This window comes from Streptomyces sp. NPDC001220 (assembly GCF_053597895.1).
In genome coordinates this window covers 179,644-202,086 of record NZ_JBSFJE010000006.1, presented here as the reverse complement: position 1 = coordinate 202,086, position 22,443 = coordinate 179,644, and the positions used below count along the sequence as shown (strand labels likewise).

Genomic DNA, 22,443 nt, shown 5'->3' with positions numbered 1-22,443 from the left:
CGCTCGAAAGTTTTAGTGACTACAGTGAAGCCATGACTGCGACGACGACAGAACGCAAGAACATGGATGAACTGAACGAATACGACGTGGTGGTGGCCGGCGGCGGTCCCGTCGGCCTCTTTCTCGCCGGGGAGCTGCGGCTCGGTGGGGCGCGGGTGCTGGTCGTGGAGCGGCTGGCCGAGGTGGACGTGACCATCAAGGCGGGCGGCATCAACACGGCCGGCGCGGTGGCCCTCTACCGGCGGGGCATGCTGCCCGAGCTCGCGGAGGCCTGGGAGAAGAACCGCTGGCGGTTGCAGGCCTTCCTCGGGGACCGTGGTGCCGACGCGCCCCGCACTCCCCCGAAGTTCGCCGGGCACTTCGCCGGGATCATGATGCGCGGTGACCTGTTCGACGGTTCCGACCCGGCGTTCGCCGACATCGGCCCCGCCGACCGGGTCGGCCTCGGTGTTCCGCAGGCCGAACTGGAGCGGATCCTGGCGGCCCGCGCCGAGCGGCTCGGCGTCGAGGTCCGCCGGGGCGTGGAGCTGACCGGCTTCGACGCCGATGACGGCGGCGTGGTCGTACACCTCGGAAGCGAAGACGTCCGGGCCGGCTGGCTCGTCGGGTGCGACGGCGGGCGGAGCACCGTCCGCAAGCGCGCCGGGATCGACTTCCCCGGGAGCGAGCCGGAGATCACCGGGTATCAGGCGGTCGTCGAGATGAGCGGCGGTGAGCGGCTGGGGAAGGGGTGGAACACCACGGACGTCGGGACGTACGTCAACGGGCCGTTCCCCGGCCGGATCCTCACCGTCGAGTTCGACGGGCCGCCCGCGGACCGCTCCGCGCCCATCACCGGCGAGGAGCTCCAGGCCGCCCTGCGCCGGGTGTCGGGGGTGCCCGAGGTGACCATCCACGAGGTGCACTCCTCGACGCGGTTCACCGACAACGCCCGGCAGGCGAGCACCTACCGCAAGGGCCGGGTGCTGCTCGCGGGGGACGCGGCGCACGTGCACTCGCCGTTCGGCGGACAGGGGCTCAACCTCGGGCTCGGCGACGCCATGAACCTCGGCTGGAAGCTCGCCGCCGTGGCGCGAGGGCGGGCCCCGGAGTCCCTGCTCGACAGCTACACCGGCGAACGGCATCCGGTCGGTGCCTGGGTGCTGGACTGGACCCGCGCCCAGATCGCCGTCATGCGGCCCGACCGGCACGCCCGCGCCCTGCGCCGGGTGGTCACCGATCTCGCGCTGACACGGGACGGGACGACGTACCTCGTCAAGCAGATCTCCGGTGTCTGGCAGCGGTACGACCTGCCCGGCGAGCACCCGCTGACCGGGCAGAGCGCCCCTGACCTGGAGTTCTCCGACGGCACCCGGCTCGGCGACCGGCTGCACGACGGCCGGGCGGTCCTCTTCGACCTCGCCGACGACCCGAAGCTGCGCGCCCGGGCGGGGGGGTACGGCGACCGGGTGGACGTCGTCACCGCGGTCTGCCCGGGGCGGCCGGAGCTGACCGGCCTCCTCGTGCGGCCCGACGGGTTCGTGGCCTGGGCCGCGGACGGGGCGGACGGGAACGATCAGGGAGACGGCCTCGACGACACCTTGGTCCGCTGGTTCGTCACCGCCTGAGCCGCGCCTGACCCTGCTGGGCCGCCGCCGCGAGGTGAGCGTCGTGCGGTTCCACGCCGACGACGCCACCGGTCTCGTACGGCAGCTCACGACGGCACGGCGGCTCACGCGGGCGCGAACCGCACCTTCGTCGTCCCCGGATCGGCCTGGGTCAGCCGCACCGGCAACCGCTCGCCCAGCGGAAGAGGCGCGCCGGCCTCGATCCGGCCTATGACGGCGGGCTGCTGCAACAGCACCTTCCCCACGTTCGGCTGACGCGGCTCGACCTCCACCACGCAGCCGTCGAAGACCTCCCCGACCCGGTCCTTGAGCAGGGCCGCCTCGACGATGTCGACGCACTCCCGCTCCACCGTGCCCGCGCGTCGCGCACCCTCGGCCATCTCCTTGGGGAGCAGGTCGAGCGCCATCAGCACCCAGTCGGGCGGGGCCTCGCCTGCCGCCGCCGCCAGGCACAGCTCCGAGGCGTAGCGGTCGGCCAGGCGGCGCAGCGGCGCGGTGCAGTGCGCGTAGGGGGCGGCGACGGCCGCGTGGGTGCTGGCCGCGGGCAGGACGCCGTCCCGGAAGACCGTGTAGCCGGCCCCGCGCAGCAGCGTGGTGCACTCCTGGAGGAAGGCCGCGTGGCGTGGGCGGCGCGGGTTCAGGGAGCGGATCAGCGCGGCGTACGAGACATGGTGCGGCCAGTCGATGTGCAGGGCGGTGGCGGTGCGCCGCAGCCGCGCGACGGCGCCGTCGGGGGCGGTGGGCAGGGTGCGCAGGACGCCGGTGCCGTGGGCCAGCATCAGATCGGCGGCGGCCATGCCGGTGAGCAGGGAGATCTGGGCGTTCCAGGACTCGGCGGGGAGCGGGGCGCGGTAGCTGAGCCGGTAGGTGTGGTCGTACTCGACGATCTCCTGCTCGGGCACGTTGAGCGAGATGCCGCCGCGCTCCACCTCGAGGCGTTCGCGCGCCTCGCCGATCTCCTTGAGCAGGGCGAGGGGCTCCTCGGCGGTCCCCTCGTCGAGGTGCTGCTGCACGCCCGCGTAGTCCAGCTTGGCCCGGCTGCGGACGAGGGAGCGGCGGACGTCGGCGGTCAGGGTCCGTCCCTCCCCGTCCAGGTCGATGGTCCACAGGACGGCCGGGCAGGCCTGGCCGGGGAGCAGGCTGGCCGCGCCCTCGCTGATTACGGCGGGGTGCAGCGGGACCCGCTCGTCCGGGAAGTAGAGCGTGTTCACCCGGTGGTGTGCCTCGGAGTCCAGGTCGCCGCCGGGTACGACGAAGGCGGCGACGTCGGCGATGGCGTACCGGACGCGGTAGCCGCCGCGGCGCCGGGAGAGGTGCATCGCCTGGTCGAGGTCCTGGGCGGTGGGCGGGTCGATCGTGAGGAAGGGGATGTCGGTCGCGTCGTGGGCGGGCACGGCCGGGTACCTGGCGGCGCTCTCGGCCTCCGCGAGCACCTCAGGCCGGAAGCCGTCCGGGATGCCGAGGCCGTCCCGGAGCACGGCGAGCGCGGCCCGCAGGGGCGCCTCGGGGGCACCCTCGACGCGTATGTGGCGGCTGGGCATACGACGAGCGTAGTCACATCGTGCCGGTCCGGCGCTCTACGCTGGCGCGAAGCGTCAAACGAAGAAGCTGATGGTGAAGAGGAGTACGTGTGCTGGTCCTGCTGCCGCCCTCGGAGGGCAAGGCGTCCTCGGGCCGTGGTGCCCCGCTGGAGCCCCGGTCGCTGTCCCTGCCGGGGCTCGCGGACGCCCGCGAGGCCGTGCTCGCCGAACTGGTCGACCTGTGCGCCGGTGACGAGGAGAAGGCGCGCGAGGTCCTCGGACTGAGCGAGGGACTGCGCGGCGAGGTCGCCAAGAACGTGGAGCTGCGGACGGCGGGCGCACGGCCGGCCGGGGAGATCTACACGGGGGTGCTGTACGACGCCCTCGGCCTGGCCTCCCTGGACACGGCGGCGAAGCGGCGGGCGGCGCGGTCGCTGCTGGTGTTCTCGGGGCTGTGGGGCGCGGTCCGGGTGACGGACCGGATCCCCTCCTACCGCTGCTCGATGGGGGTGAGGCTGCCGGGGCTCGGGGCGCTGGGGGCGCACTGGCGGAAGCCGATGGCCGAGGCGCTGCCGGAGGCGGCCGGGACGGGGCTGGTGCTGGACCTGCGGTCGGCGGCGTACGCGGCGGCGTGGAAGCCGAAGGGGGAGCTGGCCTCGCGGACGGCGACCGTGCGGGTGCTGCACGCGCCGACGCGGAAGGTGGTGAGCCACTTCAACAAGGCGACGAAGGGGCGGATCGTACGGAGTCTGCTGACCGCCGGGATCGCGCCGCGCGGTCCGGGTGAGCTGGTGGAGGCGTTGCGGGACCTGGGGTACGAGGTGGAGGCCGCGGCGCCGGGGAAAGCGGGGCAGGCCTGGGCGCTGGATATGCTGGTGGACGAAATCCACTAGGAGACACCCCCACACCACCACATCATCACATCACCACACCATCATCTATTGCAGCATGCGCAACGGACTTTGCGCGGTGCGCATCGCCCCGGCAGGATGTCGGCCATGCCCACCTCCGTGCTGGACCTCGCCCCCGTCGTCCCCGTCGTCGTGATCGAGGACGCCGGCGATGCCGTACCGCTCGCGCGGGCGCTGGTCGCCGGGGGGCTGCCCGCGATCGAGGTGACCCTGCGGACCCCGGCGGCGCTGGACGCGATCCGGGCGATCGCCGCCGCGGTGCCGGACGCGGTGGTCGGGGCGGGGACCGTGCTGACGCCCGCCCAGGTCACGGAGTGTGTGGCGGCCGGGGCACGCTTTCTCGTGAGCCCGGGGTGGACGGACGGGCTGCTGGGGGCGATGGCCGCGTCCGGGGTGCCGTTCCTGCCGGGTGTGTCGACCGCCTCGGAGGTGGTGACGCTGCTCGAGCGCGGCGTGCGGGAGATGAAGTTCTTCCCGGCGCAGGCCGCCGGCGGCACGGCCTACCTGAAGTCCCTCGCCGGTCCGCTCCCACAGGCCCGCTTCTGCCCGACCGGAGGGATCGGCGCGGAGAACGCCCCGGAATACCTCGCCCTGCCCAACGTCGGCTGCGTGGGCGGCACTTGGATGCTCCCGGCGGACGCCGTGGCCGCCCGGGACTGGACCCGCGTCGAGTCGCTGGCGCGGGCCGCGGCGGGCCTCAGGGACGCAGGTGGGACGTGTCGTTGAAGAGCCGCACGCTCGCGTTGCCGTCCGCGTAGTACGCCACCGCCGACAGCGAGGCCGCCGACAGTTCCATGCGGAACAGGGACTTGGCCGGGGCACCGAGGGCGAGCCGCACGAACGTCTTGATCGGCGTGACGTGGGTGACCAGCAGGACCGTGCGGCCCGCGTAGGCCGCGACCAGCTTGTCCCGGGTGGCCGCGATGCGGGTCGCCGTCTCGGCGAAGCTCTCGCCGCCGCCGGTGGGGTGGGCCTCCGGGTCGGCGAGCCAGGCGTTCAGGTCGTCCGGGTAGCGCTCGCGGACCTCGCCGAAGGTGAGGCCCTCCCAGGTGCCGAAGTCCGTCTCCTTGAGCCCCTCCTCGATCGTGACGTCGAGGCCGAGACGCTCGGCGACGGCTGCGGCGGTCTGCCGGGTGCGGGTGAGCGGGGAGGCGAGGATCACCTCGATCGTGCCGCGCCGGGCGAGGGCGTCGGCGGCGCGCCGCGCCTGCTCCTGGCCGGCGTCGGAGAGGGCGGGGTCGGTGCCGCCGCTGCCGGAGAAGCGTTTCTGGGGGGTGAGGGGGGTCTCGCCGTGGCGGAGGAGGACGAAGGTGGCCGGGGCGCCCATGTCCGGCGACGCCCAGCCGGAGGTCGGCTGAGGTGCCGTCGCGACATTGCGTGCGGCGCGGGTGTCGGGGGCGGGTGCGTCGGCAGTCGTCACAGTGGCGGTGAGTGGGGGCTGGTCGCGCAGTTCCCCGCGCCCCTTGCGGGGCGCCGCAGTCGCCGCGGATCGAACGTCAAGCTCCGCCGTGGACCCCGCGGCCGACCACTGCTCGCCCCGCTTGCCCGCGTCCATCGCCTCGTTCGCCAGGCGGTCGGCGTGCTTGTTCTCGGCTCTCGGGATCCACTCGTAGGTCACCCGGTCCGCCGGGAACACCCGGCCCGCCTCCGTCGCCAGGGGCTTCATGTCGGGGTGCTTGATCTTCCAGCGGCCGGACATCTGCTCGACCACCAGCTTGGAGTCCATGCGGACGTGGACGGTCGCGGAAGGGTCGAGTTCCCGGGCCGCGCGCAGCCCCGCCAACAGCCCCCGGTACTCGGCGACGTTGTTGGTGACGACGCCGAGGTACTCGGCCGCCTCCGCCAGCGTCTCGCCGGTCGCCGCGTCGATGACCACCGCGCCGTAACCGGCCGGCCCCGGGTTGCCCCGCGAGCCGCCGTCCGCCTCGACGATGAACTCCCTTGCCACGTAAGCCCCTTACTACAGGCCGGACTCGGCCGTGCGGACCAGGATGCGGCGGCAGTTCTCGCAGCGCACCACCGTGTCGGGCGCGGCCGAGCGGATCTCGTTCAGCTCGGTGATGGCAAGCTCCTGGCGGCAGCCCTGGCAGCTGCGGGCGTACAGCTTGGCCGCGCCGATGCCGCCCTGCTGCTCGCGCAGCTTGTCGTAGAGCTTCAGCAGGTCCGCCGGGATCACGCCCGCGATGACCTCGCGCTCCTTGGTGACCGTGGCCGCCTCGGCGTCGAGTTCTCCGGACGCGGCGTTGCGGCGGGCGGTGGCCTCGTCGATGCGGCCCTGGACGGCGCCGGTCCGCTCGGTCAGTTCGGCGACCCGCTCCTGGGCGGACTCGCGGCGCTCCATGACCTCCAGGACGACGTCCTCCAGGTCACCCTGGCGCTTGGCGAGGGAGACGATCTCCTTCTGGAGGTTCTCCAGGTCCTTCGGGGAGGTGACCGCGCCGGAGTCCAGGCGCTGCTGGTCGCGGGCGGCGCGCTGGCGCACCTGGTCCACGTCCTGCTCGGCCTTGGTCTGCTCGCGGGCGGTGTCGCTCTCCTCGGTCTGCGCGGCCACCAGCAGGTCGCGCAGCTGGGTGAGGTCCTTCGTCAGCGAGTCGATCTCGGCGTGTTCGGGCAGCGACTTCCGCTTGTGCGCCAGCTGCTGGAGGCGGACGTCCAGGGCCTGGACGTCGAGGAGTCGGATCTGGTCGGCGGGCGCGGCGTTCAGTTGGGGGCTCCAAGGGAGGGGGTGTGGCTGGTCCAGGGATCGGTGACCGTCTTGGAGACGTGCACCCGGAGGTCCCAGCCGTGGCGGTCGGAGATCTCGTCGAGCTGGGCTGCGGCCAGCTCGCACCAGGGCCATTCGGTGGCCCAGTGCGCCGCGTCGAGCAGCGCGAGGGGGCTGTGGGCTACGGCTTCGGAGGCCGGGTGGTGGCGCAGGTCCGCGGTCAGGAAGGCGTCCACCCCGGCGGCGCGTACGACGTCGAAGAGGCTGTCGCCGCTGCCGCCGCTGACGGCGACCGTACGGACGAGGGCGTCGGGGTCGCCGGCGACGCGGATGCCCTGCGCGGTGGCGGGGAGGCGCTCGGCCGCCCGGCGCGCGAGTTCGCCGACGGTGACCGGGTGGTCCAGTTCGCAGACGCGGCCCAGGCCCCGGCGGCCCTCCGGGTCGGTGGGGTCCGGGACGAGGGGGCGTACCACCCGCAGGTCCAGGGCGCCCGCGAGCGCGTCGGAGACGCCCGGGTCGGCGGTGTCGGCGTTGGTGTGGGCGACGTGCAGCGCGATGTCGTTCTTGATGAGGGTGTGCACCACGCGGCCCTTGAAGTGGCTCGCCGCGACCGTGGTCGTCCCGCGCAGGTAGAGGGGGTGGTGGGTGACCAGCAGGTCGGCGCCCAGCTTCACCGCCTCGTCGACGATGTCACGCACCGGGTCCACGGCGAACAGGACCCGGGTGATCTCCTGGTCGGGGTCGCCCACGACGGTGCCGACCGCGTCCCAGGACTCGGCCCGCTCGGCGGGCCACAGGTTCTCCAGCGCGGCGATGACTTCTGACAGACGGGGCACGGGGAAAGGCTACCTGCCTGTTCCCCGGGGCCGTACCTGCTCGCCCACGGGAGGCGACGCCCAGCACACCCGTCCCCGTTTCCTCAGGCGAATCGTCGAGTGTGCACCCGTATGTGTGAAGCCGTCGGCCGCCGCTCCCCCGTCTGTGCGTGCGAAAACTAGCTTCGTGGCCGGAGGTGACCGAGCGATGACGGTCTGTGCGATCGAACCCTCGGCTGCGGACGAGGACGACAGCGCGCCGAGAGCGGGCTGCACCATCACGGCGGACGGGGCGTACGCGGCCCGGCTGGTCCAGCAGGAAGGTTCCTGGTACCCGGAGCGGTGGACGCTGGACGGCCCCGAGCCGTACGCCGTACCGCTGCCCGGCAACCAGCCCGAGGAGCCGGGCACGGAGGTGCAGCCGATGGGCGACGGGCGGGTGCTCATCCACCGCCTGGTGGACGACCGGCACCACTTCGCCCTGCTCTATCCGACCGGGCCCGGCACCGGTGAGCTGCCGCTGGGCGCGGTGGAGTGCCCGGACGCGGGGACGTCGCTACGGCTGCTGCCGTCCGCGCCGGGCGGCCGTGACGCGTATGCGCTGGCCGTGGGGGAACGCTCCTCCACCGTGTGGCTGGTGGCGGGCGGGGCCTTCGGGCCGGAGCGGCTCGCGGTGGTTCCGGGGCGCTGTTCGGGCGGGGTCTGGCTGGACCGCGGCGGGCGGATGCTGGCCCTGGACCGGGAGCTGGGCGGGCGGACCAAGGCGGTCGTCGTCGATCTGGAGCGGGGCGGCGAGGTGTCGCCGCTGCTGCAGATCGCGGCGGACAGCGACGACCGGCTGCTGGTCGCCGACCCGGACAGCGGGCTGATCCTGGTCGGCTCGGACGCGCCCTCCCCCGGGCAGGAACGATTGGGCTGGGGTGTCCTCGGCAGCACGCTGCCGGTGCGCTTTCCGGAGAGCCTGCGGCCGGCGGAGTGCACGGTGACGCCGTTCGCGATCCAGCCGGGGCTGGTGCTGATGCCGGAGAGCTGCGGGGTGGCGCTGCACATCGACGGTCCGCTGGGCAGCTGGGTCGGCGCCTGGCGGCCGAGGGCTCGCGGGGTGTGCCATCTCCCGGCGCCGGAGGGGTGGTTGGCGGGCGCCGGGCTGTGGACGCAGGACGGGGTGCTGCGGCTGCCGTACGCCACGGGGGAGGTCCCGTGCGGCGTGGCGGAGGTCGCGGTGCCCTGGGGGGGCTCGGGGGAGCACGGGGGGCTGGGGGACGCGGGCCCGGGGGATCCGGTTCGGGACGGCACGGCTGCCGGGGCGTCGGGTACGCCCGGGCAGCCGGCGGAAACGGATCCTCCGGAGCCTGTCGTGGCCCGGCCGGTGCCCCTGCAACAGGCTCCGCTGGGGCGGCTCGTAACGAAGTAGAGACGGCTTGTAACGAAGTAGCACCGGTCGGCGTGCCCGCCTGGATTCGCCCCGTGGTGGGTTGGTTAAACTCGCCGCGCTGTAAGAAAGATCATGTTGACGGGGTGAATTCTTCCGATGAGCGACACCAGCACGTCTCAGCACCTGTCCGCCGACCTGCAGGAGTCCGACAGCCACGGCAAGCACCGTGGTCCGGTCTCGGCCCAGGACGGCGAATCGGCCCCGAGCGGCCGGCACCGCAAGCCGGAGCCGGCCGAGACCGCGGCCTGACGGTACGTCGTACGACAGCGGCTCCGCCCTTGGGGGTGGGGCCGCTGTCGTCTGTGCTGCTACTGCCGTTTCAGCCCCAGTACCTCCGCCGCCGCGAAGGTCTCCCCCGGCGGCCGGTCGGCGTAGTGCGGGGTGAGCAGGGCGTCGAGTTCGTCGTAGCTGAAGGTGTCCTGCTTGCTGTCGAACCGGGCCTGGACCCGCGGCCGTTCGACGATCGCGACCATGCCGCCGTGCACGACCAGCAACTGGCCGTTGACCCGCTCGGCGGCCGGGGACGCCAGGTAGCCGACGAGCGGGGCGACATGCTCGGGGGCGAGCGGGTCGAGGCCCTCGGCGGGCTGTTCGAACCCGGCGAAGACGTCCTCGGTCATCCGGGTGCGGGCGCGCGGGCAGATCACGTTGGCGGTCACGCCGTACTTGGCGAGGGCGAGGGCGGTGGAGGTGGTCAGGCCGACGATGCCGCCCTTGGCGGCCGCGTAGTTGGGCTGGCCCGCGGAACCGGCGAGGAAGGCCTCGGAGGAGGTGTTGACGATCCGGCCGTACACCTTCGCGCCGCCGGCCGCCTTGGACCGCTCCCGCCAGTGCGCGGCCGCGAAGCGGGTGGTGTTGAAGTGGCCCTTGAGGTGGACCCGGATCACCGAGTCCCACTCGTCCTCGGTCATGGAGAAGACCATGCGGTCGCGCAGGATGCCGGCGTTGTTGACGAGGATGTCCAGCTTGCCGTACTGGGTTGTCGCCAGGGTGAGAAGGTCGCGCGCCTGTGCGAAGTCCGCGATGTCTCCGGTGTGGGCGACGGCCCGGCCGCCCGCCGCGCGGATCTCCTCGGCGACCTGTTCGGCGGGGCCGGTGGAGGCCGTCCCCGAGCCGTCCCGGCCCGGCTGCCCGAAGTCGTTGACGACGACGGCCGCGCCCAGCCGGGCCAGTTCGAGCGCCTCGGCCCGGCCGAGCCCCCGGCCGGCGCCGGTGACGATCGCACTGAGCCCTTCGAGCGGCTTCTCCGGCAGCGATCCCTCCGGCAGTGGCTTCTCCGGCAGTGGCTTCTCCGGCAGTGGCTTCTCCGGCAGTGATCCCTCCGGCATTGACCTCTCCGACATGCGGCGGCCCCTCAGATCTCTATGCAGGTGCGCAGCGCGGTGCCGGTGCGCATCTGGTCCAGGGCCTCGTTGATCTCCGCCAGCGGCAACCGGTGGGTGATCAGGCCCTCCAGGTCGACGCGGCCGGCCCGCCACAGGGCGATCGTGCGCTCGTAGGAGCCGACCACGTCGCCGCCGCCGTACATCGACGGCAGGATCCGCTTCTCGTCGAAGAACAGCTCGAACATGTTGAGCTGGAGGAAGTCGTCCATGGCACCCGCCCCGACGACCACGAGGGTGCCGCCGCGCCGGGTGTTCTCGTACGCCGTGCGGGCGGTCGCGGACCTGCCGACCACCTCGAAGACGTAGTCGAAGCCCTCGCCGGCGGTGACCTCCTGCTTGGCGCCGGGCAGTTCGTCGGGCGAGACCGCCCTGGTCGCGCCGAACCCGATCGCGGCCTCGCGCCGGGACGCGACCGGGTCGACGGCGACGATCTCGGCCGCCCCCTTGAGCCGTGCCCCCTGGATCGCCGAGATCCCGACCCCTCCGCACCCGATCACGGCGACCGACGAACCGGCCTCCACGTCGGCCGTGTTGAGGGCCGCGCCGAGCCCGGTGGTGACCCCGCAGCCGATCAGCGCGGCGATGTCGAAGGGCACGTCGTCCGGGATCGGTACCGCGCACCCGGCGTCGACCACGACCTCCTCGGCGAAGGTGCCGGTGCCCGCGAAGCCGAAGACGTCACCGCCGGAGCGCCTGAAGTTGGGGGTGCCGGCGTTCATGAACCCGGCCAGGCACAGCTCGGTCTGCCCGCGCCTGCAGGCCGGACAGGCCCCGCAGGCCGGCAGCCAGCAGACGACGACCCGGTCGCCGGGCTTGACCCGGGTGACGCCCTCCCCCACCTCCAGGACCTCGCCCGCGCCCTCGTGGCCCGGCACGAACGGGGCCGGCTGCGGCAGCACCCCGTTCATCGCCGACAGGTCCGAGTGGCACAGCCCGGTGGCGCGCACCCGGATCCGCACCCTGCCGGGGCCGAACCCGACCGCCTCGACGTCGTCGAGGACCTCAAGCTTCTCCTGGCCTGTTTCCTGCAGTACGGCTGCGCGCATGGTGCGGCTCTCCCCTCGACTGCGTTCCGGAACAAAGTGGATCAAGTTGGCTCAAGCACGATCAAGCGGGCTCGAGCGGGATCAGGAGTGTTCGACGATCGTGTCGGCGAGGACGGGCGCGTCCTCCCGCTCGACAGCACTGACGGCGACGCGGACCTGCGCGTCGCCCCGCCACATGCGGATGCGCAGGGTCTCCCCCGGGTAGACCACCCCGGCGAACCGCGTCGCGTACGACCGCACCCGGCTCACGTCCCCGCCGAGCAGCGTGTCCACGACCGCCTTGAGCGTCATGCCGTAGGTGCACAGCCCGTGCAGGATGGGCCGGTCGAAGCCGGCGAGCTTGGCGAACTCCGGTTCGGCGTGCAGCGGGTTGTAGTCGCCGGAGAGGCGGTAGAGCAGGGCCTGGTCCTCGCGGATCGGCCGCTCGACGGTCCGGTCGGGCTCGCCGGCGGGCGGGTCGAGCCGAGTGGACGGGCCGCGGTCGCCGCCCCAGCCGCCCTCTCCCCGTACGAAGATCTGCGCGTCGTTGGTCCACAGCGGCCCGTCGGCGTCGGCGACCTCGGTGCGCATCACCAGGACGGCCGCCCTGCCCTTGTCGTACACGGCGGCGATCCGGCCCGTGGCGATGGCCGAGCCCCGCACGGGGAGGGGGCGGTGGACGGTGAGCGACTGGCCGCCGTGCAGGACCTTGGCGAGGTCCACGTCGACGCCGGGCATGGACAGTCCGCTGATCACTCCGGGTGAGCCGGCCCCCGCGACGGTGGCGAAGCTGGGCAGGACGTGCAGCCGGGACTCCAGGGTGTAGCGCAGTTCGTCGGGGTCGGTGGCGGGGCGGCCCGCGCCGATGCCGAGGTGGTAGAGCTGGACGTCCCGGCGCTCCCAGCGGATCTCCCCGGACCGGGGTTCGGCGGCGAGGGCCTTGGCTGCGTCGATGGGCATACGGCTCCTGAGGTGTCTCAAGACCTCGGCACGACCGTCCGCACCGTCGGCCGCACCGAGGTCGTCCACGGGGCGGGTCCCGGGGGGCGTCCGGCGGATCAGGTCGGCGTCGGGCATCGGCCCGCGCGTCCGGCCCCGCTCGGCCCGGCCGAGAAGCGCTGTCCCCCGCAGCCGACCTGATCCGCCGGACCCTCCCTGGAACACGTTCCAGTCCAGCGCCCCTTGTATAGCCGAGCGCTCCACACTTGTGAAGACTCCTGACACAGTGTCAGATACTGCTGGGCCGGGCCAGGACATTTGTCCTGCCCGAGTCCGTACAAGCGCATCTGCCGCGCCGCGGGCCGGACTCGTAGCCTCCTAGACATGACATGGACAGGTGGGACGGCAGGCCGGACAGAGCGGGCCGTGTCCTTCGCGGGGGCGGTCAAGACCTTCGGGACGGTACGCGCGGTGGACGGGGTGGACCTGGAGATAGGGCGCGGTGAGACGGTCGCGCTGCTCGGCCGCAACGGCGCGGGCAAGTCGACGACGATCTCGCTGCTGCTGGGGCTGAACACGCCCGACGCCGGCACGGTCGAACTCTTCGGCGCGCAGCCGGCGAAGGCGGTACGCAGCGGGCTGGTCGGAGCGATGCTCCAGGAGGCACGGGCGGTGCCCCGGGTCACCGTCGGCGAGCTGGTCACCTTCGTGGCCCGGCGCTATCCGGCGCCGATGCCCGTCACGCAGGCCCTGGAGCTGGCCGGTATCGGCGAGTTGGCCGGGCGCCGGGTGGACCGTCTGTCGGGCGGCCAGACACAGCGCGTGCGGTTCGCCGTGGCACTGGCCGGGAACCCGTCGCTGCTCGTCCTGGACGAGCCGACCGCCGCCCTGGACGTGGAGGCGCGGCACGCGTTCTGGCGCTCGATGCGCGCGTACGCCCGGCGCGGCCACACCGTCCTGTTCTCCACGCACTACCTGGAGGAGGCGGACGCGCACGCCGACCGCATCCTCGTCATCGACCGCGGCCGGATCGTCGCGGACGGCACCGGTGAGCAGCTCAAGCGGGCGGCCGGCGGCAGCCTCGTCTCCTTCGACCTGGCGGGCCGCGGCACCGAGGGCCTGGCGCGGTTGCCCGGCGTGCGGTCCCTCGAAGTGCGCGGCGACCGTGCGCTGCTGCGCACCGACGACTCGGACGCGACCGTGATCGCGCTGGCCGCCCGAAACGCGATCCGCGGCCTGGAGGTCACCCCCGCCTCGCTCGACGACGCCTTCCTGGCCCTGACGTCCGGCCCGGGAACCGGAGACGGCGCGGTGCCCGGCCGGCCGCCCCGCGAAGCCGCCCCGAACGACACCTCCCCCACCCGCACCGCCGCCGAGACGGAGACCGTCTGATGCTCGACTACCTGCGCCTCGAAGTACGCCGGACCCTGCGCGACGTCGGCTTCGTGATCGGCGGGATCGCGATGCCGGTGATGATGTACCTGCTCTTCACCAACCTGGGCGGCGACGACAGCGGCTACCGGACCCAGGCCATGGTCGGCATGGCCGCCTACGGCGCGGTCGGCTCCGCCCTCAACACCGGCGGCGGGGTCGCCGAGGACCGGGCGATCGGCTGGCTGCGGCAGCTCCGGGTGACGCCGATGACCCCGCGCCAGGTCGTCCTCGGCCGGGCGCTGACCGGGTCGGTGACCGTACTGCCCGCGATCCTCGCGGTGCTTCTGGCGGGCGGCCTGGTCAACGGCGTACGGCTGGCGGCCTGGCAGTGGGCGGGGATCGCGCTGCTGCTGTGGCTGGGCTCGATCCCCTTCACGCTGCTCGGCCTCGCCAACGGCTACGGCCTGACCGCCCAGACCACCGGCGTGGCGAACATGGCCTGCAACCTGGGGCTCGCCGTGATCGGCGGCCTGTGGTTCCCGATCAGCCTGTTCCCCGGCTGGCTGCGCGCCGTCTCGGCGTACACCCCGACCAACCGCTTCGCCGAACTCGGCACCGCCGTCGCCGACGGGCACACCCCGGCGCTCGGCGCGATCGCGGTCCTGACGGGTTGGCTGTTCGCGTTCGGTTCGTACGCTGTGGTGGCGTACCGCCGGACCGGGCGGACCGTGTGACCGGGGGAGCGAGAAAGATGTCCTGGATGCGAGGGATCACCTGCCAGGCACGCCGCTGGCGGGCGGCGCGGGCTCAGTGGAAGACCGACATGGCGGAGTTCAAGGCCGCGCAGAAGGAGGCGCGCCGCAAGGGCGAGTGGCCCGAGAACCCGGGTCCGCCGCCGACCGGCTTCTCCCTGCTGCCGTGGCTGCTGCTGGGTCTTGGCTCCTTCTCCAACCTCCTCCAGGGCAAGACCCCCAACCCCTGGATCGGCGGCCTGGGCCTGTTCGCCTTCAACTCCCTCTACATCTACGTCGTGTTCCGCTCCTTCGTGAAGGAGAAGCGGGAGGCGGTCCCGACACGGGTGGCGCTCGGCCTGATGGGCCTGCTCACCTGCGGCCTCGCCCTCGGCTACGGCGGCAGCTGGCTGTACTTCTTCCCGCTGCTCGGCCTCGCCACCGGGGCCTGCCTGCGCGGCCCGCGGCTCGGTCAGATCGGCCTCTCGCTGACCGCCCTCGCGGCGGCGGTCTCCGTGTTCCGGGCGGGCTGGGACGCGATCAACGTCGCCTACGGCACCTTCCTGTCCACCATGGTGACCGCCGCGATCCTCTCCCTGTCCGAGGCGGTACGGGAGCTGCGCGCCGCCCGCGAGGAGCTGGCCCGGCGCGCGGTGGAGAAGGAGCGGCTGCGCTTCTCCCGGGATCTGCACGACCTGCTCGGCCACACCCTCTCGGTGATCGTCGTCAAGTCGGAGGCGGCCCGGCGCCTCGCCCCCCGCGACATGGACGCGGCCCTCTCCCAGATCTCCGACATCGAGTCGGTGGGCCGGCAGGCGCTCACCGAGATCCGCGAGGCGGTCACCGGCTACCGCGAGGGCAGCCTGGCCACGGAACTCGACCGGGCCCGCTCGGTCCTGTCGGCGGCGAGCGTCGAACCGGTCGTCCGACAGACCGGGACGCCGCTCGCCCCGCAGACCGAGACGCTGCTGGGCTGGGTGGTGCGCGAGGCGGTCACCAACGTGGTCCGGCACAGCGACGCGACCCGCTGCGAGATCACCGTCGACAGCGGCGCCGAGCGGGTCCGGCTGACCGTCGGCGACGACGGCACCGGCAGGAGCGCCGCCGAGCCCCGCCGTGCGGGCGTCGGCGGCACCGGTCTGAAGGGGCTGACCGAGCGCCTCGCGGCGGCGGGCGGCTCGCTCGAAGCCGGCCCGTCGCCACGCGGCGGTTTCACGGTGACCGCGGAACTCCCCACCGAGTCGGTGGAGTTGCTGGCCGCTATGACGGTGGCGCCTACGGCGCCCAGGGTGAGCTGACGACCCAGCTCACGTCGTCGGTCCACGAGGTGGCGCTGTCCCAGGCGTTGGAACCGCCGTCGCTCGCTATGTAGACGTTGTAGTTGTAGTGGCGCAGATATCGCGTCGGGTAGTTGTACGAGGCGAACGAGGTGCCCGTGCCGCTCTTGCCGGTCTCCGGGCAGAACGTGGCGTCGGCTCTGAACGTGGCGGTGCCGTCCATGGGCTGCCGCAGGAGCTTGAAGTTGTAGTGGCGCAGGAAGTCGCCCGGGTAGTTGCGCGACTCGAAGGAGACGCAGGAGCTGCCGGCCAGTCCCCGGCGGACGATCCAGGTGGCGTCGTTCTTGTCCAGGGCGGAGCTGCCGGCGGTGATGGCGGAGAGGACGGCCGCGTTGGCCTGGTGGCGGACGTAGTCGGTGGTGCAGCAGGACGTCGTGGCCTTCAGGGAGATCTCCGAGCCGGGGCTGAGCGTGCCGGTGGAGCCGGTCGCGCCGCCGTAGCCGACGGAGACGATGTTGGACTGGACGGCGTTGTCGGCGGCGTCGGTCGGGATGCCGGAGGTCATCACGCCCTCGAAGAAGGAGCCGATGGAGCCGTTGCTGTTGTCGCCGCCGGTGCCGAGGACGATCGCGCCCTCCTGGTGCATGGGCGAGTAGCCGCTGGTGGTGGGCTCACCGCCGGAATACGTGGTGGTGAGACCGCCGGATTGCGCGTTTCCCCATTTCAGTGCGAAATGGTCCTGGCCGTTGTTCTTCAGCAGCGCGGTGACGAAAGGTGTCGCGCCCGTGCCGGTGTTGGAGGAGTTGGTGCTGTAGCCGAGGTTGGACTGGAACAGCCCGTTCTCCAGGTCCGCCTGCACCCAGGGCCCCGAGCCGTAGCAGGGCGCGAACCAGCACTCGGTGCCGAAGTTGATGGCGTCCATGTGGCCGTTGCCGGTGTCCTTGTTGTTGGTCTCGGCGTTGCCGTAGTCGAAGCAGCAGCTGCCGTTGACATGGGTGCCGGAGGTGACCATGTACATCCCCTCGGCGGCGCCGTTGGTGGCGACACCGGAGGTGGAGTTGTCCCGGTAGCCCATGCCGGCCGAGATCTCCAGACCGTAGACCTGGTGGCCGCCGACGGTCACCGGCAGCGCGTCCGCCGGGGCTCCGACGTCGGCCGCGCCGGCGCCGCCCGCGCCCTCGACGGTGAGGTCGTTGTGCTTGCTGGACTGGTCGTAGATCTTGGTGACGATGCAGGTCGTGCCGGAGCAGAAGGAGTCCTGTGCGGCCGCGTTGGCGTATCCGCCGGCGGCCAGCAGGCCGATGTTCGCGGTGGCGCTGTCGGAGGCGCGCTGCACCTGGTAGAGGGAGCCGCTGTACGACGAGTACAGCGCCCGGACCATGCTGTGCGCGGCGACGCACGGCGTGCCGGCGCCGGCGTAGACGTCACAGGGCAGCGAACCCGCGGCGGCGGCCTGCGGGGCGCCGGCCCCGACGACGAGCGCGGCGACGGTGGCGAAGGCCGCGAGCGCGGAGAGCGCGGCTCTCCTGACCCGTGGCGGACAGGAGCGCAGAACTCGTGGGGACACTGAGAACACGATGCACCTCTTCTTCGGTTCCTCGTAGGGCGGTGCGGGTTCATGGCCGGTATACCGAACGTCGTTCGACCGAAATACCGAACCTATTCAGCGGTCGAAATACCGACCATTGACCGGGAATTCAGAGAATTGCAGAGGTGATTGTTTGAGCACGGTCAACCGCCGTCAAGCCCTGCGGCGCGGATCAATGACCACTCTTTAATTGCCGGGCCTGCGGCTAGGCTTGGGCTGTGTACGAGCCTGCGAACGAGATGCCCCGGGACCACCGGCCCGCCAAGTCCATCCGGGTGCTGCTCGCCGAGGACCAGGGCATGATGCGCGGAGCCCTCGCCCTACTGCTCGGAATGGAGCCGGACATCGAGGTCGTCGCCCAGGTCGCGGCGGGTGACGCGATCGTGGACGCCGCGCTGACCCACCGGCCCGACGTGGCCCTCCTCGACATCGAACTGCCGGGCATCAGCGGCCTGGACGCGGCGGCGGAGCTGCGCGACCAGGCGCCCGACTGCCGGGTGCTGATCCTGACCACCTTCGGCCGGCCCGGCTATCTGCGCCGGGCCATGGAGGCCGGGGCGGCCGGCTTCCTCGTCAAGGACGGTCCGGTCGAGGACCTGGCCCGGGCGATCCGGCAGGTGCTCACCGGGGAGACCGTGGTCGACCCGGCGCTCGCGGCGGCCGCGCTCAGCGCCGGGCCGAATCCGCTCACCGCCCGCGAGTGCGATGTCCTGAAGGCCTCGGTGGACGGCGCGACCGTCGCCGACGTCGCGGCGAAGCTGCATCTGTCGGAGTCGACGGTCCGCAACTACCTGTCCGCCGCGATCGGCAAGACCGGCACCCGCAACCGCACGGAGGCGGTACGGGAGGCACGGCAGCAGGGCTGGCTGTGACCTCCCGCCACGCTCCGCGGCGCTACTTCGTCACCTCCGCCGACTCGTAGGTGGTGCCCTGCGGGGCCACGCAGACGAACCAGTTGGCCCCCGGGTAGTCGCGGACCGGCCGGAGCTCCGACTCCCCGGAGTAGGACGGGGATTCGGCGGAAACGCGCGTGACCCGGGTCGAGGCGCCGTCCTTCCAGTGGCAGGTGACCTCCGCGGCGGTCGTGGCGACCTTGCCGACGACCAGCCGGCCGGCGCTCGCCGGATCGTCACCGAGCCTGGCGGCGGCGGCGTCCAGGTCGGTCCCCGAGAGCGGCTCCACCTCCCGCACCGTGTTGAACATGACCACCTGGCGGCGGAAGCCGGCGTAACTGCGGGCGGCGAAGAAGGACGTCTTGCCGATCAGGTCGGCGGGCTTGTCCGCGTCCGCGGGTTCGACCCCCCAGTCACCCATCGCCTTCCACTGCTTCTCGGCCTCGGCACGGGTGAGCGGCGCGCCCCACACCAGGACCCCGACACCCCACTTCTTGCCCTGGTAGTCGCCGAACGCCAGGTCCGTCGACTCCGGCGTGTACACATGGCGCTCCTCCGGTGACGCCGGCCGGACCGCCACCTCACCGCCCCGGTCCCCGTGACCCCCGCCCGGCAGCCCCGTCACCGCCAGCGTCCCCGCCGTCGCGCCGACGGCCAGTGCCAGCGCCGTGGCCCCCGCCACCGCCCACCGTCGGGCCCGGCGCCGCCTGCCGCCGCGCATCACCGCCTGGACAGGGGCTATGCCGATCTCGACCTCGTCCGCGGCGTCCGCGAGGAGGAAGGCGATGTCCGACTCCGTCTGTGTCATGCCGTGGTTCTCCCGGTTCGCGCTCATCAGCCACGCCCTCCCTGCGTCACCGTCTCGGCCAGTCCCGGTATGGCACGGAGTTTCGCGATCCCCTTGGCCGCGTTGCTCTTGACCGTGCCCACCGAGCAGCCCATCGCCTCCGCCGCCTGGGTCTCCGTCAGGTCCTCCCAGTAGCGCAGGACCACCGCCTCCCGCTGCCGCGGCGGCAGTTGGGCGAGTGCCTTGAGCAGGGCGCTGCGGTCGTCGGCCTGGGCGATCCGGTCCCCCGTGTCGGGCACCTCGCGCACCAGGCCCGAGTCGTCCCTGGGCGCGAGGAACTCCTTGAGTTTCCTTCTGTGCCGGCGAGCGTGCGCGTTGATCATCACGCGCCTTACGTACGCCTCCGGATCATCGGCCGAGCCGACCTTGCGCCAGGCCACGAAGACCTGTTCGAGCGTCGACTGGACCAGGTCCTCGGCGGCGTGCTGCTCCCCCGTGAGGAGAAAAGCCGTACGCATCAGCCGCGGCCAGCGGCCGGTCATGAAACTCTGGAACTCCTCGTTCCGAGCGTTCTCCCGCTCCCCCATGGGCACCTCCTAGATGTAATGAGGAGTCCACGAGCCGCCCGGACCGTTGCCTCATCCGGCAGACGTCGGCGCGATTCTTCCCGGCAGCCACAGCAGCATCAGCACCGCCCCGGCCAGCAGCACCCCGGTGCTGCTGCGGAAGGCCAGCGCGTACCCCTCGGTCAGGGCCGCGGCCCCGCCGCCCGTGCCGGTCCGGGCCGCCGCGACCGTCGACATCACCGCGAGCCCCAGCGAACCGCCCATCGTGCGCGAGGTGTTGATGAGCCCCGAGAGCAGTCCGGCCTCCGCCGGCGCCGCCCCGGAGGTGGCCAGTGCGGCCAGCGGGGTCGCGGCCAGGCCCGCGCCCAGCATCATCAGGATCCCGGGGAGCATGATCGCCGTCAGGTAGGCGCCGTGCGGACCCATGGTCGACTGCCAGCCGAAGCCGGTCGCCGCGACCAGCGTGCCCGCCACCGCCACCGTCCGCGCGCCCGCCCGCCGCATCAGCCGGGGTGCCGTCTTGGAGCCGACGAGCACCGCGACCGAGCTGGGTATCAGGGCGAAACCGGCCTCCAGCGGGGAGTAGCCGAGGACGTTCTGGGCGTAGAGCGTCATGAAGTACCACATACAGAACATCGCCGAACCGGACACCAGCATGGCCGCGTTGGCCGACGCCACCCTCCGTCGCGTCAGCAGGCCGAGCGGCATCAGCGGGGCCGCCGTACGCGCCTCGACGGCCAGGAACAGCCCGAGCAGCGCGAGCCCGGCGGCCAGCGGGACCAGGGTGGCGGCCGACGTCCATCCCTTGGCCTCGGTCTGCGAGACGCCGTACGCCAGGGTCGCCAGACCCGCCGTCACCAGCAGCGCGCCGGGCAGGTCGAGCCGCCGTCCGGCCCCGGCCCGGCTCTCCGTCAGCCACAGCACGGACCCGGCGAGGACCAGCGCGCCCACCGGCACGTTGATCAGCAGCACCCAGCGCCAGGACAGCGTGTCCACCAGCACCCCGCCGACCAGGCCGCCGGCCGCGCCGCCGCCGGCACCGACCGCCGTCCAGGTGGCGATCGCCCGCGCCCGGGCGGGACCCTCCGGCACGGCGGCCGTGAGCAGGGTCAGCGTCGAGGGCGCGAGGACCGCCGCGCCCAGCCCCTGCACGGCCCGGGCGAGCAGCAGCTGCCAGCCGTCCTGGGCGAGGCCGCCGCCGAGCGAGGCCAGCGTGAACAGACCGAGCCCGACCAGGAACATCCGCTTGCGGCCGTAGAGGTCACCGGCCCGCCCGCCGAGCAGCATGAACCCGGCGAAGGCGATGGCGTACGCGTTCACCACCCACTGCAGGCCGGACGCGCTCAGCCCCAGGTCCGCGCGCATCGACGGCAGCGCCACGTTCACCACGGACACGTCGAGCACCACCAGGAACTGCCCGGCGCAGGCCAGCGCCACCACCAGCCAGGTGGGGGGTGCGGTACGGCGGGATATTCGTGAGGTGTCCGCGGCTTCGAGCATGACCGTCATGCTCTCAAGCCGGTTACGGTCCTTGCATCGGCTTTTCGGCCCACCTGGCCTCGGTCGTGCGGCCTACACCGCCCCGTACCGCGACCTTCGCGGTCACAGGGCCTGCACCGTCTCGCGGAACATGGTCATGACGGCGCCCTGCGGAGCATGGTCACCACCGCCGCGCCGCCCAGCCCGATGTTGTGCGCGAGCCCCACCCGCGCGCCCGGCACCTGCCGCTCCCCCGCCGTGCCCCGCAGCTGCCACACCAGTTCGGCGGTCTGCGCGAGGCCGGTCGCGCCCAGCGGGTGTCCCTTGGAGATGAGCCCTCCGGAGGGGTTCACCACCCAGCGTCCGCCGTACGTCGTCGCCCCCGACTCGACGAGCTTGCCCGACTCGCCCACCGCGCACATGCCGAGCGCCTCGTACGTCAGCAGTTCGTTGACGGAGAAGCAGTCGTGCAGTTCCACGACGTCGACGTCCTCGATGCCGAGTCCTGAGCGGTCGTACACCTGGCGGGCCGCCGCCCGTGACATCGGCTGCCCGACGACGTCGATGCACGAGCCCGACGCGAAGGACTCCTCGGTGTCCGTCGTCATCGCCTGCGCGACGATCTCGACGAGGCCGGTGAGCCCGCGCCGTTCGGCGAACCGTTCCGAGACGACCACGGCCGCCGCCGCGCCGTCGGAGGTGGGCGAGCACTGGAGTTTGGTGAGCGGGCGGTGGACGGTGCGGGCGGCGAGGATGCCGGCCACGCCGTACACGTCCTGGAACTGGGCGTACGGGTTGTGCGCGGAGTGCCGGTGGTTCTTGGCGGCCACCGCCGCGAGCTGCGCCTCGGTGGTGCCGTACCGCTCCATGTGCTCGCGGGCCGCGTCGCCGAAGATCTGCGCGGTGGGCGGGGTCATCTCGAAGCCGTGCCGGGCGGCCATGACGCCGTAGTGCCGGGCGACGGGGGAGGTCGAACTCCAGTCGTCAGCGGCTCCGCCGCGGGCCCCCGCGCCGGCGCCGCTTCCGAGCGCGCCCTTCTTCATCTTCTCGAAGCCGAGGGCGAGGACGCAGTCGGCCGCGCCGCCCTCGACGAGCTGCCGGGCCAGCATCAGCGCGGTGGCACCGGTGGCGCAGTTGTTGTTGACGTTGTAGACGGGGACGCCGGTGAGACCCAGCTCATAGGCGGCGCGCTGGCCGGCGGTGGAGGGCTGGAAACAGTAGCCGACAGGAACCTGTTCCACATCGGCGTACGAGATCCCCGCGTCCGCGAGTGCGGAGCCGCCCGCCTCCCGGACCATGTCCCAGTACTGCCAATCACGGGTCTCAGGCTTCTCGAACCTGGTCATTCCGACCCCGGCGACATACGCCTTCGCGGCCCTGACGGAGCTCATCGCGGCACTCATGGCG

General features: G+C 72.6%; 21 protein-coding genes. 9 read left to right on the top strand and 12 right to left on the bottom strand.

Going from position 1 to position 22,443, the window contains the following annotated elements:
* Window positions 1-32: 32 nt before the first annotated feature.
* Window positions 33-1,607, top strand: coding sequence for an FAD-dependent monooxygenase (locus ACWDGI_RS16700; RefSeq protein WP_450759617.1), 1,575 nt, complete (start codon window positions 33-35; stop codon window positions 1,605-1,607).
* A gap of 104 nt (window positions 1,608-1,711) precedes the next feature.
* Here ACWDGI_RS16700 and ACWDGI_RS16695 read toward each other — a convergent pair whose 3' ends face one another.
* A complete protein-coding gene (locus ACWDGI_RS16695; protein ID WP_450759615.1) occupies window positions 1,712-3,148 on the bottom strand; it encodes an RNB domain-containing ribonuclease in 1,437 nt (478 codons plus the stop codon).
* 89 nt (window positions 3,149-3,237) lie between these two features.
* Between ACWDGI_RS16695 and yaaA the strand changes: the two genes are divergently transcribed.
* On the top strand, window positions 3,238-4,020 hold the full coding sequence (yaaA, locus tag ACWDGI_RS16690; protein WP_450759613.1) for a peroxide stress protein YaaA: 783 nt from the start codon (window positions 3,238-3,240) through the stop codon (window positions 4,018-4,020).
* Window positions 4,021-4,116: 96 nt separating this feature from the next.
* The gene (locus ACWDGI_RS16685) at window positions 4,117-4,764 is read left to right on the top strand and encodes a bifunctional 4-hydroxy-2-oxoglutarate aldolase/2-dehydro-3-deoxy-phosphogluconate aldolase (protein ID WP_450759611.1); all 648 of its coding nucleotides are present in this window, start codon (window positions 4,117-4,119) and stop codon (window positions 4,762-4,764) included.
* Here the strand turns inward: ACWDGI_RS16685 and ACWDGI_RS16680 are convergent.
* Genes ACWDGI_RS16680 through ACWDGI_RS16670 form a run of 3 tightly spaced genes read right to left on the bottom strand, consistent with a single transcriptional unit; the run spans window position 4,736 to window position 7,578 of the window.
* Complete coding sequence (locus ACWDGI_RS16680) at window positions 4,736-5,986, bottom strand: bifunctional RNase H/acid phosphatase (RefSeq protein ID WP_450759609.1); 1,251 nt, start codon at window positions 5,984-5,986, stop codon at window positions 4,736-4,738. The genes ACWDGI_RS16685 and ACWDGI_RS16680 overlap by 29 nt on opposite strands.
* 12 nt (window positions 5,987-5,998) lie before the next feature.
* Window positions 5,999-6,742, bottom strand: coding sequence for a zinc ribbon domain-containing protein (locus tag ACWDGI_RS16675; protein WP_450760059.1), 744 nt, complete (start codon window positions 6,740-6,742; stop codon window positions 5,999-6,001).
* On the bottom strand, window positions 6,739-7,578 hold the full coding sequence (locus ACWDGI_RS16670; RefSeq protein WP_450759607.1) for a Nif3-like dinuclear metal center hexameric protein: 840 nt from the start codon (window positions 7,576-7,578) through the stop codon (window positions 6,739-6,741). The genes ACWDGI_RS16675 and ACWDGI_RS16670 overlap by 4 nt, the downstream gene beginning before the upstream one ends.
* Window positions 7,579-7,765: 187 nt before the next feature.
* Here ACWDGI_RS16670 and ACWDGI_RS16665 point away from each other — a divergent pair, with 187 nt between their 5' ends.
* Both ACWDGI_RS16665 and ACWDGI_RS16660 read left to right on the top strand, forming a co-directional pair.
* On the top strand, window positions 7,766-8,971 hold the full coding sequence (locus ACWDGI_RS16665; protein WP_450759605.1) for a hypothetical protein: 1,206 nt from the start codon (window positions 7,766-7,768) through the stop codon (window positions 8,969-8,971).
* Between the two features lie 117 nt (window positions 8,972-9,088).
* On the top strand, window positions 9,089-9,241 hold the full coding sequence (locus ACWDGI_RS16660) for a hypothetical protein (RefSeq protein ID WP_450759603.1): 153 nt from the start codon (window positions 9,089-9,091) through the stop codon (window positions 9,239-9,241).
* Between the two features lie 59 nt (window positions 9,242-9,300).
* Here ACWDGI_RS16660 and ACWDGI_RS16655 read toward each other — a convergent pair whose 3' ends face one another.
* The 3 genes from ACWDGI_RS16655 to ACWDGI_RS16645 all read right to left on the bottom strand — a co-directional run bounded on the left by ACWDGI_RS16655 (window position 9,301) and on the right by ACWDGI_RS16645 (window position 12,362).
* Complete coding sequence (locus tag ACWDGI_RS16655; RefSeq protein WP_450759601.1) at window positions 9,301-10,335, bottom strand: 3-oxoacyl-ACP reductase; 1,035 nt, start codon at window positions 10,333-10,335, stop codon at window positions 9,301-9,303.
* A gap of 11 nt (window positions 10,336-10,346) precedes the next feature.
* On the bottom strand, window positions 10,347-11,423 hold the full coding sequence (locus ACWDGI_RS16650; protein ID WP_450759599.1) for a Zn-dependent alcohol dehydrogenase: 1,077 nt from the start codon (window positions 11,421-11,423) through the stop codon (window positions 10,347-10,349).
* A gap of 81 nt (window positions 11,424-11,504) precedes the next feature.
* Window positions 11,505-12,362 carry a MaoC/PaaZ C-terminal domain-containing protein gene (locus ACWDGI_RS16645; protein ID WP_450759597.1) on the bottom strand — a complete coding sequence of 286 codons (858 nt, stop codon included), beginning with the start codon at window positions 12,360-12,362 and terminating at the stop codon, window positions 11,505-11,507.
* A gap of 363 nt (window positions 12,363-12,725) precedes the next feature.
* On the opposite strand from ACWDGI_RS16645, the gene ACWDGI_RS16640 reads away from it, so the two are divergent.
* Genes ACWDGI_RS16640 through ACWDGI_RS16630 form a run of 3 tightly spaced genes read left to right on the top strand, consistent with a single transcriptional unit; the run spans window position 12,726 to window position 15,744 of the window.
* Window positions 12,726-13,733 carry an ABC transporter ATP-binding protein gene (locus ACWDGI_RS16640; RefSeq protein WP_450759595.1) on the top strand — a complete coding sequence of 336 codons (1,008 nt, stop codon included), beginning with the start codon at window positions 12,726-12,728 and terminating at the stop codon, window positions 13,731-13,733.
* Entirely contained in the window at window positions 13,733-14,449 is a 717-nt protein-coding gene (locus ACWDGI_RS16635) for an ABC transporter permease (RefSeq protein ID WP_450759593.1), read from the top strand. The genes ACWDGI_RS16640 and ACWDGI_RS16635 overlap by 1 nt, the downstream gene beginning before the upstream one ends.
* Window positions 14,450-14,466: 17 nt before the next feature.
* On the top strand, window positions 14,467-15,744 hold the full coding sequence (locus ACWDGI_RS16630) for a sensor histidine kinase (protein WP_450759591.1): 1,278 nt from the start codon (window positions 14,467-14,469) through the stop codon (window positions 15,742-15,744).
* Here ACWDGI_RS16630 and ACWDGI_RS16625 read toward each other — a convergent pair.
* Complete coding sequence (locus ACWDGI_RS16625) at window positions 15,722-17,290, bottom strand: alpha-L-arabinofuranosidase B (protein WP_450759589.1); 1,569 nt, start codon at window positions 17,288-17,290, stop codon at window positions 15,722-15,724. The two genes, ACWDGI_RS16630 and ACWDGI_RS16625, sit on opposite strands and share 23 nt — an antisense overlap.
* A 260-nt stretch (window positions 17,291-17,550) precedes the next feature.
* Here ACWDGI_RS16625 and ACWDGI_RS16620 point away from each other — a divergent pair, with 260 nt between their 5' ends.
* Window positions 17,551-18,183, top strand: a complete 633-nt coding sequence (locus ACWDGI_RS16620) for a response regulator (RefSeq protein ID WP_450760057.1) — start codon at window positions 17,551-17,553, stop codon at window positions 18,181-18,183.
* A gap of 22 nt (window positions 18,184-18,205) precedes the next feature.
* Here the strand turns inward: ACWDGI_RS16620 and ACWDGI_RS16615 are convergent, their stop codons facing one another.
* From ACWDGI_RS16615 to ACWDGI_RS16600, 4 genes are all read right to left on the bottom strand, one after another.
* A complete protein-coding gene (locus tag ACWDGI_RS16615; RefSeq protein WP_450759587.1) occupies window positions 18,206-19,039 on the bottom strand; it encodes a hypothetical protein in 834 nt (277 codons plus the stop codon).
* Window positions 19,039-19,578 (bottom strand): SigE family RNA polymerase sigma factor, encoded by a 540-nt coding sequence (locus ACWDGI_RS16610; RefSeq protein WP_450759585.1) that lies wholly within the window; start codon window positions 19,576-19,578, stop codon window positions 19,039-19,041. The genes ACWDGI_RS16615 and ACWDGI_RS16610 overlap by 1 nt, the downstream gene beginning before the upstream one ends.
* Window positions 19,579-19,629: 51 nt before the next feature.
* Window positions 19,630-21,057 carry an MFS transporter gene (locus ACWDGI_RS16605; protein ID WP_450759583.1) on the bottom strand — a complete coding sequence of 476 codons (1,428 nt, stop codon included), beginning with the start codon at window positions 21,055-21,057 and terminating at the stop codon, window positions 19,630-19,632.
* Between the two features lie 134 nt (window positions 21,058-21,191).
* Complete coding sequence (locus ACWDGI_RS16600; RefSeq protein ID WP_450759581.1) at window positions 21,192-22,427, bottom strand: lipid-transfer protein; 1,236 nt, start codon at window positions 22,425-22,427, stop codon at window positions 21,192-21,194.
* Between the last annotated feature and the right edge of the window lie 16 nt (window positions 22,428-22,443).

Coding starts and splice junctions, on each gene's coding strand:
- ACWDGI_RS16630 (WP_450759591.1), top strand. CDS start 14,467: ATGTCCTGGATGCGAGGGATCACCTGCCAGGCACGCCGCTGGCGGGCG.
- ACWDGI_RS16645 (WP_450759597.1), bottom strand. CDS start 12,362: ATGCCCATCGACGCAGCCAAGGCCCTCGCCGCCGAACCCCGGTCCGGG.
- ACWDGI_RS16685 (WP_450759611.1), top strand. CDS start 4,117: ATGTCGGCCATGCCCACCTCCGTGCTGGACCTCGCCCCCGTCGTCCCC.
- ACWDGI_RS16610 (WP_450759585.1), bottom strand. CDS start 19,578: ATGGGGGAGCGGGAGAACGCTCGGAACGAGGAGTTCCAGAGTTTCATG.
- ACWDGI_RS16605 (WP_450759583.1), bottom strand. CDS start 21,057: ATGCTCGAAGCCGCGGACACCTCACGAATATCCCGCCGTACCGCACCC.
- ACWDGI_RS16700 (WP_450759617.1), top strand. CDS start 33: ATGACTGCGACGACGACAGAACGCAAGAACATGGATGAACTGAACGAA.
- ACWDGI_RS16650 (WP_450759599.1), bottom strand. CDS start 11,423: ATGCGCGCAGCCGTACTGCAGGAAACAGGCCAGGAGAAGCTTGAGGTC.
- ACWDGI_RS16695 (WP_450759615.1), bottom strand. CDS start 3,148: ATGCCCAGCCGCCACATACGCGTCGAGGGTGCCCCCGAGGCGCCCCTG.
- ACWDGI_RS16660 (WP_450759603.1), top strand. CDS start 9,089: ATGAGCGACACCAGCACGTCTCAGCACCTGTCCGCCGACCTGCAGGAG.
- ACWDGI_RS16635 (WP_450759593.1), top strand. CDS start 13,733: ATGCTCGACTACCTGCGCCTCGAAGTACGCCGGACCCTGCGCGACGTC.
- ACWDGI_RS16640 (WP_450759595.1), top strand. CDS start 12,726: ATGACATGGACAGGTGGGACGGCAGGCCGGACAGAGCGGGCCGTGTCC.
- ACWDGI_RS16620 (WP_450760057.1), top strand. CDS start 17,551: ATGCCCCGGGACCACCGGCCCGCCAAGTCCATCCGGGTGCTGCTCGCC.
- ACWDGI_RS16665 (WP_450759605.1), top strand. CDS start 7,766: ATGACGGTCTGTGCGATCGAACCCTCGGCTGCGGACGAGGACGACAGC.
- ACWDGI_RS16655 (WP_450759601.1), bottom strand. CDS start 10,335: ATGTCGGAGAGGTCAATGCCGGAGGGATCACTGCCGGAGAAGCCACTG.
- ACWDGI_RS16615 (WP_450759587.1), bottom strand. CDS start 19,039: ATGAGCGCGAACCGGGAGAACCACGGCATGACACAGACGGAGTCGGAC.
- ACWDGI_RS16600 (WP_450759581.1), bottom strand. CDS start 22,427: ATGAGCTCCGTCAGGGCCGCGAAGGCGTATGTCGCCGGGGTCGGAATG.